Source organism: Uliginosibacterium aquaticum, from assembly GCF_012972705.2.
GTDB lineage: Bacteria > Pseudomonadota > Gammaproteobacteria > Burkholderiales > Rhodocyclaceae > Uliginosibacterium > Uliginosibacterium aquaticum.
The window spans coordinates 767,985-785,040 of the sequence record NZ_JABCSC020000002.1; the positions used below are offsets into that span (position 1 = coordinate 767,985).

14 protein-coding genes are annotated in these 17,056 nt (G+C 60.9%); 6 read left to right on the forward strand and 8 right to left on the reverse strand.

Going from position 1 to position 17,056, the window contains the following annotated elements; translation table 11 throughout:
* The first annotated feature begins 74 nt into the window (after window positions 1-74).
* On the forward strand, window positions 75-2,990 hold the full coding sequence (locus HJ583_RS10965; RefSeq protein ID WP_170021924.1) for a PAS domain-containing protein: 2,916 nt from the start codon (window positions 75-77) through the stop codon (window positions 2,988-2,990).
* Window positions 2,991-3,038: 48 nt separating this feature from the next.
* Here HJ583_RS10965 and HJ583_RS10970 read toward each other — a convergent pair whose 3' ends face one another.
* The 3 genes from HJ583_RS10970 to HJ583_RS10980 are packed head-to-tail and all read right to left on the reverse strand — an operon-like array spanning window position 3,039 to window position 5,022.
* Window positions 3,039-3,320 carry a hypothetical protein gene (locus HJ583_RS10970; RefSeq protein ID WP_170021925.1) on the reverse strand — a complete coding sequence of 94 codons (282 nt, stop codon included), beginning with the start codon at window positions 3,318-3,320 and terminating at the stop codon, window positions 3,039-3,041.
* An 8-nt stretch (window positions 3,321-3,328) separates the two neighbouring features.
* The gene (locus tag HJ583_RS10975; protein ID WP_170021926.1) at window positions 3,329-4,264 is read right to left on the reverse strand and encodes an electron transfer flavoprotein subunit alpha/FixB family protein; all 936 of its coding nucleotides are present in this window, start codon (window positions 4,262-4,264) and stop codon (window positions 3,329-3,331) included.
* A complete protein-coding gene (locus HJ583_RS10980) occupies window positions 4,261-5,022 on the reverse strand; it encodes an electron transfer flavoprotein subunit beta/FixA family protein (protein ID WP_170021927.1) in 762 nt (253 codons plus the stop codon). The genes HJ583_RS10975 and HJ583_RS10980 overlap by 4 nt, the downstream gene beginning before the upstream one ends.
* 115 nt (window positions 5,023-5,137) lie before the next feature.
* Between HJ583_RS10980 and HJ583_RS10985 the strand changes: the two genes are divergently transcribed.
* The 4 genes from HJ583_RS10985 (at window position 5,138) to HJ583_RS11000 (ending at window position 8,577) form a co-directional block, all read left to right on the forward strand.
* On the forward strand, window positions 5,138-5,740 hold the full coding sequence (locus HJ583_RS10985; RefSeq protein ID WP_170021928.1) for a TetR/AcrR family transcriptional regulator: 603 nt from the start codon (window positions 5,138-5,140) through the stop codon (window positions 5,738-5,740).
* Window positions 5,741-6,071: 331 nt separating this feature from the next.
* Window positions 6,072-6,614, forward strand: a complete 543-nt coding sequence (locus HJ583_RS10990; RefSeq protein WP_170021929.1) for an EF-hand domain-containing protein — start codon at window positions 6,072-6,074, stop codon at window positions 6,612-6,614.
* 92 nt (window positions 6,615-6,706) lie between these two features.
* Window positions 6,707-7,921, forward strand: a complete 1,215-nt coding sequence (locus tag HJ583_RS10995; protein WP_170021930.1) for a 4Fe-4S binding protein — start codon at window positions 6,707-6,709, stop codon at window positions 7,919-7,921.
* A 146-nt stretch (window positions 7,922-8,067) separates the two neighbouring features.
* On the forward strand, window positions 8,068-8,577 hold the full coding sequence (locus HJ583_RS11000) for a disulfide bond formation protein B (protein ID WP_170021931.1): 510 nt from the start codon (window positions 8,068-8,070) through the stop codon (window positions 8,575-8,577).
* Window positions 8,578-8,659: 82 nt separating this feature from the next.
* On the opposite strand, the gene HJ583_RS11005 is transcribed toward HJ583_RS11000, so the two are convergent.
* Window positions 8,660-9,685: a serine hydrolase gene (locus HJ583_RS11005; RefSeq protein ID WP_170021932.1), complete on the reverse strand. Its 1,026-nt coding sequence runs from the start codon at window positions 9,683-9,685 to the stop codon at window positions 8,660-8,662.
* A gap of 208 nt (window positions 9,686-9,893) precedes the next feature.
* Window positions 9,894-12,176: an NADP-dependent malic enzyme gene (locus HJ583_RS11010; RefSeq protein WP_170021933.1), complete on the reverse strand. Its 2,283-nt coding sequence runs from the start codon at window positions 12,174-12,176 to the stop codon at window positions 9,894-9,896.
* Between the two features lie 155 nt (window positions 12,177-12,331).
* On the opposite strand from HJ583_RS11010, the gene HJ583_RS11015 reads away from it, so the two are divergent.
* Window positions 12,332-13,501 (forward strand): pyridoxal phosphate-dependent aminotransferase, encoded by a 1,170-nt coding sequence (locus HJ583_RS11015; RefSeq protein WP_170021934.1) that lies wholly within the window; start codon window positions 12,332-12,334, stop codon window positions 13,499-13,501.
* On the opposite strand, the gene HJ583_RS11020 is transcribed toward HJ583_RS11015, so the two are convergent.
* The 3 genes from HJ583_RS11020 to ampD all read right to left on the reverse strand — a co-directional run bounded on the left by HJ583_RS11020 (window position 13,502) and on the right by ampD (window position 17,053).
* Entirely contained in the window at window positions 13,502-14,242 is a 741-nt protein-coding gene (locus HJ583_RS11020; protein WP_170021935.1) for a transglycosylase SLT domain-containing protein, read from the reverse strand.
* A gap of 502 nt (window positions 14,243-14,744) precedes the next feature.
* On the reverse strand, window positions 14,745-15,848 hold the full coding sequence (locus HJ583_RS11025; protein ID WP_170021936.1) for a hypothetical protein: 1,104 nt from the start codon (window positions 15,846-15,848) through the stop codon (window positions 14,745-14,747).
* Between the two features lie 638 nt (window positions 15,849-16,486).
* Entirely contained in the window at window positions 16,487-17,053 is a 567-nt protein-coding gene (gene ampD, locus HJ583_RS11030) for a 1,6-anhydro-N-acetylmuramyl-L-alanine amidase AmpD (protein WP_217423393.1), read from the reverse strand.
* Window positions 17,054-17,056 lie beyond the last annotated feature (3 nt).

Genomic DNA, 17,056 nt, shown 5'->3' on the forward strand with positions numbered 1-17,056 from the left:
GCGGGCAATCCTCCCGTCCGCCATCAAGTAGCGGCCGTAGCTGGCCGTTAGCCGGAGAGGATCCTCCCCTGCTGGTGGCCCGCCCTGTGAAACCAGATCTATTCCGACCTGCCCTTCCCGCTCTCGGCACGCTGCTGGGCGTGCTGCTGGCATGGTCTCTCGGGCAGGACGGGTTTGGCCTGGCCATCCTGGCGCTGGCGGGCTGCCTCACCGGCAGTCTCGCCTCCATGCCCCCACGCAGCGCAGCACCGCCTGCCAATCTCGAAGCGCTTATCCAGAACCTGCTCGACGTACTGCCCGAACCCTTCTACATCAAGGATGGGCAGAGCCGTTACCTGCTGATAAACCGCGCTTTCCTGCGTTCCAACCGACTGGAGCGCGAACAGGTGATCGGCCGCACCCCAGAGGAAGTTTTCGGCACCGAGTACGGCGCCATGGTGCGCGCCGAAGACGGCTTGATCCTTGCCGGGCAGAAAATCTTCAAGGACGAGCACGGCCCGCATCCTGTCACCGGAGAGGAGCGCCACCAACTCGTCAATAAGGAGCGGATCGACTGGTTCGACGGCCAGCCCGTCATCGTCGGTGCCAATATCAATATCACTCGCTGGCGCAGCAGCGAGCAGGCGCTGGAAGAGGAAAAAGCCCGTCGCCGACGCATCCAGGCCTTCATCCAGCGCCTCATCGACGTGATTCCTGATCCGGTCTACCTCAAGGATGAGCAGCGCCACTTTGTAATGGTGAATGAGGCTTTCGCAGAGGAGCGTGGCCGGCCACGCGAGGAATTGCTGGGCCTGACCTCCTACGATCTCGCCAGCGACCCCAGCTCGGCCGCTCTGGCCGCCAAAGAAGATGATCAGGTGCTGGCCGGCGGCGAGATCGACAAGGAACAGCACACGACCAACGCACGGGGTGAGGAATGCTTCCGGATCGTGCGCAAGCGTCGTCTGGAGAATGCTGACGGCAAGGTACTGGTACTCGGCGCGCATTTTTACATCACCAAGTGGAAGCTCGCCGAACGCGCCCTGCAGGCGGCGGTGGAACGCGAACAGGCGCTCCTGCAGCGCACCCGGGAATTCACTCAGCGCCTGATCGACGTGATTCCGCAACCGGTGTACGTGAAGGATGCCGACAGCCGCTATCTGCTGGTCAATACGGCCATGGCCAAGGACTCCGGCCGCAGCGCAGCCGAGCTGATCGGCTGTGGGCCGGCCGAGCTGGGGGCCGGGGCGGAGTACGTCAGTCTGGTCCGTGAGGAAGATCGCCAGGTACTGGAAGGCACCCTCCAGATTCACAAGGAAGAACACATCACCCATCCCTATACCGGCAAGGAAGCCTTCCGCATGATTGCGAAAACTTCCTGCGCCGGCGTGGATGGACAGGCAGTGATCGTCGGTACCAATTTCGACATCACGCCCTGGCGCACCGCCGAAGCCGCACTGCAGATCGCACTCCAGAGCCAGACGCAGTTGCTGGCCTTCCTCCAGGAAGTGTTTGATGCCCTGCCTACTCCGCTTTTTGTAGAGGACGCAAACGGCAGCTTCGTGATGGTCAACCGCGCCCTGGGACGCATGTTCGAACGTGATCCAGTGGCCCTGATCGGCCAGCAGCCACGGGCATTCGGCCTGCCTCCGGTGCCGGACATGGCCGACGCTAGCCAGGAACTGCAGATCCTGCAGCGCCCGCTGAGCCTGCGCCCACAGGGCGGCAGCCTGCACCACTACGTGCTGCTGGACACGCTCGGCAAGGGTGCGGACGGTGAGCCGGTGCGCATCGGCGTGCTCTCGGATATCACATCCCTGCGCGAGACTGAAGCCCGCTGGCAGCAGGCCAAGGAAGAGGCCGAGCGCGCCAGCGCAGCCAAGTCCCTGTTCCTCGCCAACATGAGTCACGAGATCCGCACCCCGATCTCCGGCGTGATCGGCACACTGCGGCTGGCCATGCGTGACAAGCAACTCACCGGCCCGGTACGGGATTTCGTCGCCACCGGCCTGTCAAGCGCCGAATCGCTCCTCGGCATCATCAACGACATCCTCGATTTCTCGAAGATCGAAGCCGGGGAGCTGAAGATCGAAAGTGTTTCCCTGGATCTTCACCGGCTTCTCGACGACACCGTGCAGATCATGCGCCACAATGCGCAGAACAAGGGACTGCGCTTCACCCTCGACATGGGGCCACGGGTGCCGCGCTGGATCATCGGCGACCCGGTACGCATCCGTCAGGTACTCACCAACCTGATCGGCAACGCGATCAAGTTCACCCAGCAAGGCAAGATCTCGGTCCAGGTCGACTGCGATCAGGAGGCGGACGGACAAGCCAGCCTGCTCTTCGCCGTAAAGGACACCGGACTGGGCATCCCGCCTGAAGCGCTGGGCCGCCTGTTCCATAAATTCCAGCAAGCCGATGCCTCCACCTCGCGCAAATTCGGTGGCACCGGCCTCGGCCTGGCGATCTGCCGCCAGCTCGTCGAAGCAATGGGCGGCAGCATCGGCGTAGAAAGCCGCGAGCAGGAGGGCAGCACTTTCCGCTTCACCCTGCCCCTCACCCTGCCACAGCAAGGCATGGATCAGGCCACCGCAAGCATGCCGCTGCCTGCGGCCCGGCATGCCTTGCGCATTCTCTGTGCCGAGGACTCCAGCACCAACCGTCTGATCCTGCGCGCCCTGCTCGAAGAAATGGGGCATCGCCCGGTGTTCGCCGAAAATGGGCTCGAAGCCGTCCGCACCCTGGCCCGCGAAGAATTTGATCTGGTCTTGATGGATGGGCGCATGCCCGAAATGGATGGCCCGGAAGCCACGCGCGCAATTCGTGCCGGCGGCCTGCCCGAGCATCCGGTACGCCAGCCGCAGATTCCGATCATCGCACTGACCGCCAACGCCAGCGTGGAAGACCGTGACGACTACCTCGCCGCCGGGATGAACGACTTCCTCACCAAGCCGATCGATGAGCAGCAGTTGCACACCGCACTGGCCCGCTACCAACCCGCAGGCTGAATGCTTGTGCGCAAGATGATGGACCGGCGTTGAGCCAGCCCACCCGCCTCACTCCCCCAGGCTCTCGCGCACACGCTGCAGATCCGGCCACTCCGGTGTAGCCTCAAAATGCTCCACCCACGGCAGCACCTGAACCAGTCGGCAGGACGCACAGGATGCCCATGGGCGCAGCTGGCTCGTCCCGTCAGCAAGACAATCGACCCGTAAAGGCGCGCCATCCGCACCAAAGAACAACCAGCGCTGCGCCCGCAAAGCCGCCACGGCACGCCCCTGCAGGGCCGCCGCCGGATCAGCGCAGACGGCAAGGCTGGCGGCCTCACTGTCAAACACGAACACCGTCATCCGCGTAGTGCTGCAATCAGCTGCGGCACAATTTCGTGAGCATCCCCCACCAGTGCCAGATCGGCCACCTTGAAGATCGGCGCCTCCGGATCGGTGTTGATCGCGACAATCCATTTCGCATCGCGCATACCCGCCAGATGCTGCTGTGCGCCAGAAATGCCGACCGCAATGTAGAGCTCTGGTGCTACGGCACAACCGGTCTGCCCGACTTGCAGATCATTCGACGCGTAGTTCGCATCCACCGCCGCACGCGTTGCCGCCAGCGCAGCACCGAGGCAATCGGCCAGAGGCTCAAGCAGATCACGAAAGGCATCTGCACTGCCCAGACCACGCCCACCGGCCACCACCACCCGCGCCGTCGCCAGTTCCGGCCGCGCGCTGTTCGTCCGCTGCTGCGCCACCTGCCGGCTCACGCCCATTTCCGGCCCGGGCGCCAGACTCTCGATCACCGCCGGCAGCTGCCGGCCTGTCGCCGCAAAAGCAGCGGGACGCAGGGTCAGTACCTTGACCGGTTCCGGACACAACACCGTTTCGAGCACATTGCCGGCATGCGTCGGACGCACAAAGCAGTCCCCCGCGACAATCGCCGTCACGCCTGACACCGGCGCCACATCCAGCATCGCCGCTACCCGTGGCGCCAAGGCCTTACCAAAGGGCGTCGCCGGCAACAGCACATGGGTATAACTGCCTGCTAGTTGGGCCAACACCATGGCCAGGTTTTCAACTGAGAAGTGCGCATAGTGCGGTGCATCGAGCTGACGCACCCGCGCAACCCCGGCCAGCAGGGCGCCCTGCTCGGCAACGGCTTGGCATGCGGCGCCAATCACCAATAGATCCGCAGCCGCCCCCAACTGCTGCGCAGCCCCCAAAAGGCGCGCGGTCAGCGGTTTGAGGCGAATGTTGTCATGTTCAGCCAGGACCAGAATCTTCATACCTCGGCTCCCTCTGCCGCGAGGCGCGCACGCAGGGCGTGTGCCATCTCGCCAGCGCTCGCCACCTGCCGACCGGCCGCACGCACCGGCGGCTCCGCGTAATTCAGGGTCTTCAGGCGCGGACTGAAGTCCACGCCCAGGCCGCTTGCAGGCAAGACCTCCACCGGCTTCTTGCGGGCCTGCATGAGATTCATCAGGCTCACGAAACGCGGCTCATTGAGGCGCAGGTCCGCAGTCACCAGTGCCGGCAAGCTCAGCTCCAGCACTTCCAGTCCGCCTTCCACCTCGCAGCTGACTTGCAGCGCAGCCTTACCCAGCACCAGCTTGGAAGCGAAGCAGGCCTGCGGCCAGCCCAGCATCGCCGCCAGCATCGGACCGACCTGGCCCGCATCATCATCCGTCGCCTGTTTGCCCATCAGCACCAGATCCGGCGCCTCACGCAAGGCCAGAGCCTTGAGCAATTTCGCCACGCCAAGCGGCTGGAGGCACTCGTCAGTCTCAAGCAATACGGCACGATCCGCCCCCAACGCCAGTGCGTTGCGCAGATTCTCCTGGCAGGCAGCCGGGCCACAACTTGCCACCAGCACCTCGCTTGCCAGCCCCGCTTCGCGCAAACGCACCGCCTCTTCAAGGGCTATTTCGTCAAAAGCATTGATGACTCTTTTGAGGCCTTCCGTTTCGAGGCCACTGCCATCGGGCCTCACCCGCACCCTGAGCTGATGGTCCACGACCCGTTTCACCGGAACCAGGATTTTCACGCTGCCAACTCCCGCAAAGCTCGAACGATCAGGTCAGCACCTTGCGGTGCGACTTGTCCAATTACGCCAAGGCCGGATAATACGACGCCACCCAGCCCAACACCGCATCGCCCACATGAACACAACGAAATCGCCAGCCACCGGCTCCGCTCAGCCCCGTCAGCCACTCGATCGTGACGCCTGGATCAACTTCGCCCTCTCAGTACTGGCTGAAGATGGCCTCGAAGGCTTGCGTGTGGAAGTGCTGGCGCGCCGCCTGAATGTGACCAAGGGCAGTTTTTACTGGCACTTCAAGGACCGGCAGGCGCTCCTCAATGCCGTCGCTGCACATTGGCGCGACTTGCGCATCGCCGAAGTGGAAGCCCAGGCCAGCATCGCACCACAGCAGGCCCGTGAGCAGATTCACGCGGTCATCAACCAGTACGCGACCCAGCCCAATCAGGTCCGCATGCGCATGGAACTGGCCATTCGGGACTGGGCCCGTCGCGACGCGTTGGTCGCCGCCGCCGTGGAAGCCGTGGATCAGGCCCGCCTGCGCAACTCCACCCGCCTCTTCGAACTGGCAGGCTTCAGCGCCGAAGAAGCCTATACCCGGGCGCTACTGACCTTCACTCATGTGTTCGGCCTGTCGATGATGATGTTTGAAGAAAGCATCTCGACCGATATCGCTTCACGCCACACGGCCATCGCCACCCTGATCACCCGCGAACCCGGCTGATCCGCCTTCTGCGAGAGTTCTGAGAAGCTGTTCACGATCTGTAGCGAGAGGCCGTCAGCAGGATGAAGAGCAGCACAGGAACCGGAATTTATGTTGATCAATGAGGATTCCGAGCAACGCATGAGCCCTCTCAGTGATCAGTGAGCGGCCTCGCAGTCAGATCGGGAACAGCTTCTGAGGGCCGCCACCGGTGACCGGAAGGCGGCCCTTGTTACATCCGCTTACACACGCTTTCCGCTGCGAAACATCTCGCACGACACCCCGGCCTAGGATGCAAGTGCGGACGGAGCAGACGCTCCGCCCACTCAATCATCCAAAGAGGAGTGTCACCATGAAAACCACCACCCGCAATCTGCTCACGCTGACCAGCCTGATCGCCGCTGTTTTTGCCAGTGCAGGCGCCATTGCCCAGACAGGCCCCGGCCGCGGAGTCATGCAGCCGGCCACCATGCAAGGCCGCGCCCTTGAACGCTTCCAGGCCGCCGATACCGACAAGGACGGCGCGCTGAGCAAAGACGAAGCCAGCAAGGGCATGCCAGGGCTCGGTGAGCGTTTCGCCGTGCTGGACACCAATCAGGACGGCAAGATCACCACCGAAGAATTCCAGACCTTCCGCAACAATGCCCGAAGCTCCGGCGCACAGGGTGGCATGGGGGCTCGCGGCGGTATGCACAAGGCAAGCTACCGTGGGCAAGGATCTCAGGGCGGCATGCTGCTCAACGCCGACACCGACAAAGACGGCGTCATCACCCGCGCTGAAGCCGAGAAGTACCTCACCACCCAGGCCCTGAACCGCTTCGACACGCTCGACACCAACAAGGACGGCAAGCTCTCGGCCGAAGAGCAAGCTGCCGGCCGCGGCCCGCGCCGCTGAGCCTCATCACGGGCAGCCCCCAGCCCGGAAGCTGCCCGCGCACCCGCAACTCCAGCAGAGACCGATCCACATACCATCGGGGGAGTTGAATCATGAAAAAACACTATCAGCACAGTCCCTGGGTGCAGCCCGCACGCCTCATCGCCCAGCTCGGTTTTCTGGCCTTCGCCAGTTTTGCAGCCTGGCGTCATCAGAAACTGGGCGGTGGTCCGGAAGGCGCGGCATCCGTCGATGCCCTGTGCCCTTTCGGCGGGCTCGAAGCTCTGTTCAAATTCGTCAGCAGCGGCGAATTCATCCAGCGCCTGAATACCTCTGACTTTGTGCTGCTGGCCGGCACCATCGCGCTGGCCCTCGTACTCGGGCGCTATTTCTGCGGCTGGATCTGCCCGCTCGGCACCCTCCAGGAGCTGGCCCGCAAGATCGGACAGAAACTGTTCCGCAAAGTCCAGCTCAGCGTTCCCGCCATGCTCGACAAGCCCCTGCGCTGGTTGAAATACGTCGTGCTGGCCTGGGCACTGGTCTTCACCTGGAAGACAGGCAGCCTGATCATCCGCCCCTATGACCCCTGGGCCGCCTACGCCCACGGCTTCGCGGGTTGGAACGAAATGTGGAGCGAGTTTGCGGTCGGCAGCAGCATCCTCTTTGCGTCCCTGCTGATCAGCCTCTTTGTTGATCGCGTTTTCTGCCGCTACCTGTGCCCGCTCGGCGCCTTTCTCGGCATCGTCAGCAAGCTGGGCCTGTTCAGCATCAAGCGCAATGGCAAAAGCTGTCTCGCCTGCAACAAGTGCGAGAAAACCTGTCCGGTCACGATCCCCATCATGGCGGCGCCGGCCGTGCGCTCGGCAGAATGCATCGGTTGTCTCACCTGCACCACCACCTGCCCCACCGGCAAGCGCGGCACCGAGCATGAGGGTCAAACCTTCCTGCTGCCCGCAATCGCCGGCAAACAGATCCGCCCGGCTGTCATCGGCTGGGCCGGACTGGTCATCTTCCTGGGCATGATCGCTACGGCACAATTCGCAGGCTACTGGCGTACCCAACCAGCTTCGATCAGCGCTGCCGTTACCAGCGAAGGACGACTCGATGCGCAAGCCATCCGCGGCTACATGACGCTGGAAGAGATTGCAAAAACCTACGGCGTGGAACTCGGCAAGCTTTACCGAGAACTTGGCTTCTCCGAACAACAGGTTCCGGCCACAACCAGATGCAAGGAAATTCGCACACTGCTAGGCGATTCCGGAGCGGAATTCGACACCCAGAACGTGCGCGATGCGGTAAGTCGGCTGCAAGACACCAAGCACAACTAGGCCCGTTCAATGTGGTACGGGTTGCCGATTCTCGGCAGCCCGTCTTTTGCGTCTCACTCCCGCACCTGCGGCAAGCCCACACACGCAATCCGGGCTAGAATCCAGCCTCCGCCGGAAACCGGCCCGTTAACTTCCAGTCGCTCGCCATGTACACCCGTTACCCGCTGCGCCTTGTTTTCTCCGCAATCTTTGCTTGGTGTGCCGGCCTGATCGGTTTCGGTCTGATCCTGCAGCACTTTGGTGGCTACGAGCCCTGCCCAATGTGCATCATGCAACGCTATGCCTTCGTCGCTTGCGCCGCGATTGCCCTCATTGCCGTCATCCACAACGCCCCAGGTGCGGGGCGTCGCCTCTACGCTTTCCTGATCGCAGCCAGCGCAATTGCCGGCGCCAGCGTGTCAGTCCGCCAGATCATGCTGCAACGCAATCCTCCGGCCGAAACGGTTTGTGGCCCCGATCTGGCCTATCTGCTCAATTCCTTTCCGCTCGGCGACGCCTTCCCGATGATTTTCCAAGGCACGGGCGACTGCAGCAAAGCCGATCCCTTTCTGGGCCTGACAATCGCTGAATGGGCCCTGCTGAATTTCACGCTTGTTGCACTGGTCGCCCTGTGGCAGCTTGCCCGTCGTACCCCGGAGCGTCGCCGCTTCGGCTAAGCCATCCCACAAACACGACGCACAAAAAAACAAAGGCCGCATGGATCAGATCCATGCGGCCTTTATGTTTTTCTGCCAGCAATCAGTTGCTGTGTGAAAGACCCGGATGCCCGGCGCTGGCTACGGGCTGGCTGCGATGCATGGCCATAGTCTCCAGCCACTTGCGGATGCGCTGTGCATCACCCACCCGGGTATAGCGCCCCCAGGAGTCCAGCAGCACGATGGCCAACGGCTTGTTGCCCATCCAGGCCTGCATCACCAGACACTTGCCAGACTCGCTGATATAACCGGTTTTCTGCACGTCGATCTGCCAGTCCGGACTCTTCACCAGCGAGTTCGTGCTGTGAAAGGTGTGCGAGCGTCCGCCCTTCAGTGCCACCGTATGCTCGGAGGCAGTCGAAAACTCACGGATCAGCGGATAGCGCGAGGCATTCGCGACCAAAGTTGCCAGATCACGCGCAGAGGAGACGTTGTTCTTGTTCAGGCCAGTGCCATCGAAAATCCGTGTGTCATGCAGGCCCATGAGGCTGATCTTGACCGCGACCGCCTCCAGAAAGGCATTCATCCCGCCCGGGTAGCTGCGCGCCAGGGAGGAGGCCGCACGGTTTTCGGACGCCATCAGGGCCAGACGCAGCATGTCTTCCCGGCTCAACTGCGTGCCTACAGCCAAGCGCGAGCTGGTGCCCTTGAGCCGATCAACATCGTCGTCGCTCACTTCGATGATTTCAGAGAGATTCTGGTGGGCATCCAGGACCACCATGGCCGTCATCAGCTTGGTGATCGAAGCGATCGGCTGCGGTGCCGAAGCGTTGCGCTCGAGCAGTACCTCGCCAGTATTCACGTCCTGCACAAAGAAAGCGGACGAGCGGATCAGCGGGTTGCCTTCCTTGTCGAAATCGTTCTCCAGTACCGGCTTGAATTGCTTGCTGCGCACGCTGCTTGGTGCCAGCTTCACTTTCTTGGCCACCGGTTTGGTGAGCTTGCTGGAGGCAGGCGCTTTAGTACTTGTTTTGGCAACCGGCTTCTTGCTGGCAGCCTCTGCAGAAAGCGGCGTCACAACGAGAAAGACCGCACTCATGAGGCCAAGCAGGATTTGGCTGACGCGCATCGGGGCAACTCCAGACTACTGAATCATTGCTGATTCTAGCAATGATTCTTGAAAATTAAAGAGATAGGCGAATTTCTTGAAGTAATTTCGCAGCTTTTGGACCGCTTGCAAAAAAAAACCTGCCCCAGTCCGAGGCAGGCGGAAGTATACGGGTTTTGTCCGGATGGCGACCGAATTGCGTCAAGCCATCCGGAAAGAAGACCAGCGATCAGCCGCGACGTTCAATCTGCGCAGCATCGACCACAGTCAGGGCGGTCATGTTAACGATCCGGCGTACCGTCGCCGTCGGTGTGAGGATATGCACCGGGCGCGCCGCGCCGAGCAAAATAGGACCAACCGTCATGCCATCACCAGACGTCGTCTTGATCAGATTGAAGGCAATGTTGGCCGCATCCAGAGTCGGGAATACCAACAGGTTGGCATCATCCCGCATGCGCGCATTCGGGAAAATCTGCTGTCGGATGCAGGCGTCCAGCGCTGCATCTCCATGCATCTCGCCCTCAGCTTCGATATCAGGGCGCCGCTCATGCAGCAGCGTAAGCGCTTCACGCATCTTGCGCGCGGTTGGCGTGTCATCCGTACCGAAACTCGAATGCGATAGGAGTGCAACACGCGGCGTGATGCCAAAACGCTGCAATTCCTCAGCTGCCAGGCACGTCATTTCGAAAACCTGCTCGGCACTCGGATCGTAATTGACGTAGGTGTCGCACAAAGCGATCGTGCGCCCTGGCAGGGCAAGAAGATTCATGGCGTAAAAGTGGTTCACGCCAGGTCGTCGCCCCACCACGCTCTCGATGAACCGCAGGTGGTGGTTGTGCAGACCATAGGTGCCACAGATCATTCCATCGGCCCAACCAAACTTGAGCATCAAGGCACCAATCAGGGTCGAGCGTCGGCGCACCTCGCGCTTGGCGTATTCAACGGAAACCCCGCGTCGTTCCATGAGCTGATGATAGTGCGACCACAATTCGCGATAGCGCGGATCGGAGTCCTGATTCACCAGCTCAAAATCCACCCCAGGGCGGATGCGCAGCCCAAAGCGCTCGATGTACATGCTGATCACATCTGGCCGCCCAATCAGGATCGGCTGTGCGATCCCTTCATCCACTACCGTCTGCACCGCGCGCAGCACGCGCTCGGACTCACCTTCAGCAAAGATGATACGGCGCGGCTCACGCTTGGCAGCGGAGAACACCGGCTTCATCACCAACCCCGAATGCCACACGAAATTATTCAGCTGCTGACGATAGGCGTCCCAGTCCTCGATCGGCCGCGTGGCCACACCGGAATCCATGGCAGCCTTGGCGACCGCAGGAGCAATCCGCACGATCAGACGCGGATCAAAGGGACGCGGAATGATGTACTCACGCCCAAAACCCGCGACCTGCTCCCCGTAAGCCGCTACGACCACGTCGGACTGCTCGGCCCGCGCCAATTCAGCAATCGCTCGCACGGCAGCCAGCTGCATCTCGTCACTGATCGTAGTCGCCCCCACATCCAGCGCGCCGCGGAAGATAAAGGGAAAACACAGAACGTTGTTGACCTGATTGGGATGGTCGGAGCGGCCGGTTGCCACGATGGCATCGGGGCGCACCGCCTTGACCTCGTCCGGCATGATTTCCGGCACCGGATTGGCCAGAGCCAAGATCAGCGGATTCACCGCCATCTTCACCACCATTTCCGGCTTGAGCACGCCGGCGGCGGAAAGCCCCAAAAACACATCCGCCCCCTCGATAACCTCGGTCAGGGTCCGCATGCCGGTGGACTTGGCATACACAGACTTGATCGGATCCATTTCTTCGGTGCGGCCTTCATAGACCACGCCCTTGATATCAGTCACCCAGATATTCCGGACCGGGATGCCCAACATCACCAGCAGGTCCAGACAGGCCAGTGCAGCTGCTCCGGCGCCGGAAGTTACCAGCTTGATCTGGTCCAGCGGCTTGCCCAAAAGATGCAGGCCATTGAGGATGGCCGCCCCCACCACGATGGCCGTGCCATGCTGGTCATCATGGAAGACCGGGATCTTCATGCGCTCGCGCAGCTTGCGCTCGATATAGAAGCACTCTGGCGCCTTGATATCTTCAAGGTTGATCCCGCCAAAGGTCGGTTCCAGCGAAGCAATGATGTCCACCAACTTGTCCGGGTCACGCTCGGCAATCTCGATGTCGAATACATCAATGCCCGCAAACTTCTTGAACAGCACGCCCTTGCCTTCCATCACCGGCTTGGCCGCCAAGGGGCCGATCGCGCCAAGTCCAAGCACAGCAGTGCCATTGGTAACGACACCGATCAGATTGGCACGTGCGGTGTACAAGCTGGCTGTCGCCGGATCATCAACGATGGCGTCACACGCAGCCGCAACCCCCGGCGAATACGCCAGGGACAGATCCCGCTGATTGGTAAGCGCCTTCGTCGGCACCACGGCAATTTTTCCGGGGCGGGGCAAGGCATGGTATTCCAGTGCGGCAGCACGGATTCTTTCATCCATGAGAAGGCCTCTGAGTAGGGTTCGGGAAGATTGTTCTTGTATGTGCCGCTCATTCTAGAAGCCGCAATGCACACCTGACACCCTGCTGTTCATCCGGACATGCTTGTTGGCACAAATCACGTATGCTCACCCCTTGTCCGCCCTTCCACAGCCACATGTCCGCCACTCTTCCCGACAGTCTCGCCGCGCGGCTGCACGGCATTCCTCCTTTCCATGTCATGGAGTTGCTGGCTCGTGCCCAAGCACTCGAAGCCAAAGGGCACGACATCATTCATCTGGAGGTTGGAGAGCCGGATTTCCCCAGTCCGGAGCCCGTAATCCGGGCAGCCCAGGCTTTTCTCGCCAAGGGGCAGGTGCGCTACACCCCAGCGGTGGGCCTTCCCGCCTTACGCGAAGCAATCTCCGGTTTTTATGCTGAACGCTTCAGCGCCAACGTTGATCCTGAACGCATCATCATTACCGCTGGCGCTTCCGGCGCACTACTACTTGCGGTAGCGGCCCTCACCAACCCCGGTGACGAATGGTTGCTCACAGACCCGGGCTATCCCTGCAACCGTCAGTTTGTACAGGCCTTCAACGGCAGCGTACGCGCTCTGCCGGTCAGTGCCACGACAGCCTGGCAGCCGACCGCCGAACAACTCGGCGCCGCCTGGGGGCCGCATACCAAGGGCTTGCTTCTTGCCAGCCCTGCCAACCCGACGGGCAGCGTGCTCAGCCCAGCAGAGCTGAACGCGCTGTGCGCCCATACGCGAACCGCCGGCAAGCAGGTTATCGTGGATGAGATCTACCAAGGATTGGTGTATGGCGAAGCCGCCAGCAGCGTCCTGAGTCAGCGCCAGGATGTCTTCGTGGTGAACAGTTTCTCGAAATATTTCGGCATGACCGGTTGGCGCCTAGGCTGGCTGGTAGTTCCAGAAGGTTTTGCGCGTCCAGTGGAGATGCTTGCTCAGCACCTGTTCATCGCCGCCTCAACCCCTGCCCAACATGCGGCACTGGCAGCCTTTAGTTCAGAATGCCTGGAAATCCTGGAGCTCCGACGCCAGGCTTTTGCCTCGCGCCGCAACGGCATGCTGCAAGGTTTGCGTGAGCTCGGTTTCGGTATCGGACACGAACCTGCTGGTGCCTTCTACATCTATGCCAACATCGCAGGGCTCGCGACTGACAGCATGGAGTTTGCTCACCGCCTGCTTGATCAGGCCGGAGTGGCCTGCACTCCAGGCAAAGACTTTGGTGACTGGCAGGCTGCCGCACATTTGCGGCTAGCCTATACCGCTGACGAAACACGCATCGCAGAAGCGCTGGAGCGCATCCGCAGCGTCCTGTAATCAGCTGGCCTTATCAGTGGCAGATCGCGCCGCCGTGCGCGTGGCGGGTGCCGCCACGAAACCACGCAGGCGCTCAAACTCCTGCATGACCCGGCTGGAATAGGCCATCTCCGGATCGGCACTGGCCCCGCCATAAAGTTGCAGCGCTGCATCTACGCTTCCGGTGGAGCGGATGTACTCCCTGAGAATCAGGGTGCCCACTCGAATGTTCTCAACCGGGTCGAAGAGCGCAACACTGCCCTTCTCAGCGGTGATCTTTTCGACGTGAAAACGCGGAATGATCTGCATCAGGCCCTGAGCACCGAAATTACTCTCGGCAAAAGGATTGAAGCCGGACTCAACAGTGATCACTGCCAGGATCAGCAGCGGATCCACACCATTCGCCTGCCCTTCACGCTGAGCCGCCTTGACCAGCGTCTCGACCACCAGCGGAGAGACCCGATGGCGCTTGGCAATGGCGGCTGCAACACGTGCGTGACCAGCAGACATGCCGCGCGAGTGCTCAGCCACAGCCTCTTCATATACAGCATCCACCATCGCAACTTCAGTCGTTTCCACCATCTGCTGGCCATAGCCAAACATTTCGCGGGGATTAAGACCATCCACACCGAAACGGCCCAGCTGATAAGTCATGCCGGCCATCACGATCACACCCGCCATCACGAAACCACCGTGAGCAAAGTGCAGGAAAAAAGTCAGCAGATGTTGAGCAAAGCGGGTCAGTCTGACTAAGGGTGTCATTCTGGCTCTCCTGTTCAGTCAAACCGGCACAGCGCCGTGGCGCGGACAACACTCCGCGCGCAGCGCAGCGTGATAGTTCATACCGGTTTTCTTCGAGTGTCAGATGGCGAAAACTTCCAAGTGGGAAGGGCCATCCTGCGTAACGCATCTCCGCAACCGGGAGGTGCCGGACTGGACTGCAGCAACACGATGCTTCTTGCATCGGCGACCACAGCGTAACGGGTCATCAGGGCATGTAGTTCTATGTGACGAAGCGCTCGATCCTGCTATGCAGCCCCCTGAGTAAGGGCAGAGCGTTTCCGTCTGTTTCCAGAGGTGTTCGCAGTCTATTGATTACAATGAATTTTGTCAATCAGCCCACAAAGCCAGCGCTGACGCGGCAATTCATTTGTCATTTCCTCAAAAGCCGCGTCAGACGGTAGATTCAGCCACCCACTGTACTTTCAGGCACAAAAAAACGGGGTCCGCAGACCCCGTTCTCATACACCTGAACTGGCCATAATCAGGGGCGCGAACCACCCGGGAAAGGCCAGCCAGCCTTCGGATCCAACGAGGACTTGATACCCGGAGTAGCCGCCGTCGAGGGCGTTGCGGGCTTGGGTGCCGGAGCAGGAGTTGCCTGAGATGTCTCGGCAACTGCGGCCGGCGCTGCAACTACCGAAGCCGGTGCAGCCGCAGCGGGGGCAGCAACCGGCTCAGCTTTTTTTGCGGCAGACTTCTTGGCTGTGGCGGGTTTCTTGGCTACCGCCGCAGGCTTGGCAACTACAGCCTTCTTGGGTTCGGGCTTCACGGCAGCCTTCGCAGGAGCAGCCTTCTTCACTACAGGCTTGGCAACAACAACCTTCTTTGCTTCAGGCTTGGCCGGAGCCGGCTTCTTGGCAACAGGCTTCGCTGCGGCTTTGGCAGGAGCGGCCTTCTTCGCAACGGGCTTCGCTGCGGCTTTGGCCGGCGCAGCTTTCTTGGCGGCCGGCTTGGCGGCAGGCTTTGCAGCTGCGGCCTTTTTAGCGGCAGGTTTGGCAGCCACCTTGACCGGTGCAGCCTTCTTGGCCGGAGTTTTAGCGGTAGGCTTGGCGGCCACAGCCTTCTTTGCGACCGGTTTGGCTGCCGCCTTGGCCGGCACAGCCTTCTTAGCTGCCGGCTTGGCTGCTGGCTTGGCAACAGCGTTCTTTACTGCGGGCTTGGCCGCCGCTGCTTTCTTCACTGCAACTTTCGCCACGGCCTTCTTGGCCACCGGCTTGGCTGCGGCCTTGACTGGTGCAGCCTTCTTGGCTGCAGCTTTCGCGACCGGCTTAGCCACTACAGCCTTCTTTGCTACGGGTTTGGCAGCGGCTTTAGCTGGTGCGGCCTTCTTGGCCACTGGCTTGGCAGCAGCTTTGGCGACCGGCTTGGCAGCCACAGCCTTCTTAGCCACTGGCTTGGCAGCAGCTTTGGCCGGCGCGGCCTTCTTCGCCACTGGCTTGGCAGCAGCTTTAGCTGGTGCAGCCTTCTTCGCTACAGGTTTGGCAGCAGCTTTGACGGGAGCCGCATTTTTAGCTGCGGGCTTGGCGACCACTTTGGGCGCCGGTTTTTTTTCTGCTGCTTTCTTTACTTTCTCAGTTGTTGCCATCTTCACACCTCCTTGTTAGCACCGATCAGGTTGGTTACTACGCACGAACACACCATCCCCGGATGCCATCCGGATGGTGATCAAGCCACGCGATAACGCGGCGATGAGAAAACAGTCGACCACCCTGCTCAACATCGCGGCAGCATGGCGAAGAATGGGAAAGGGAAGTCCAGAAAATTCCGGCATGCAGACGCGATGAGCATCACGTTTTTGCGGAGAACAGAAAGCCCTTGCGTCGAAGGCAGTGTAGGTAAGCACAGACGTCGGGTTCTGGTTCTGTATATGCACCGGCTCAGGTCGTGAATGAAGTTGAGCTTGTCATTACCGTTTAATGCAAAAAACTAGTGGAATCAAGACTTTTCTTCTTGCCTTAGGCGAAGACTTGCACGCTCGTCGCGAACACACAACATTTCATCCTTGCCGGAAAAGCTTGCGCCACAAGGCTTTCAAGCAAGCCAAAATAAAATGACAAATGACTCCACCCTACTCACCACAAGTATCAACGTTCGTCGGAAAGCCCGGCCACAGGGCAATTCATGCGCTTCCGGAAAATTGCGAGTCGCCACCACTCTGCCCAATCAGTGCACACTAGATATGGTGAGTCCGCCGCACAAGGCTACTATCGGCGGTAGCCGTGTTCAGCGCATGTTGTGCATGCGTAAGCCGCTATGCAGAGCACACGACGACAACTGGTTCCAGTCGAAAAATGGCCCCGGATCCGTCTTGCGGCCAGGCGCGATATCACTGTGCCCGCTTATAGCCTGCAATGGATGATGTGCCGCAAGGCAGGCCACAAGCCTGTTCAACTGCGCATACTGGGCAGCCTCAAACGCTTGCGTGTCGCTCCCCTCCAGCTCGATGCCGAGGGAGAAATCGTTGCAGCGCTCACGCCCTTCCCAGCAGGAGACGCCGGCATGCCAGGCACGCTGACGGGTGGACACGAATTGCAGCAGCTCACCATCCCGACGGATGAAGAAGTGTGCAGACACCCGCAGGTGATGGATCTTCGCGTAATAGGGATGAGCGGAAGCGTCGAGAGTATTGGTGAAGAGCGCTTCGACGCCGGGGCCACCAAACTCCTCCGGTGGCAGGCTGATGGCATGTATCACCAGCAGCTCTGCCACGCAGCCAACCGGGCGTTCATCAGAATTCGGTGACGGAATCCTGCGAGCCTCACTGAGCCATCCCTCATGATCCAGTTGCAGGGC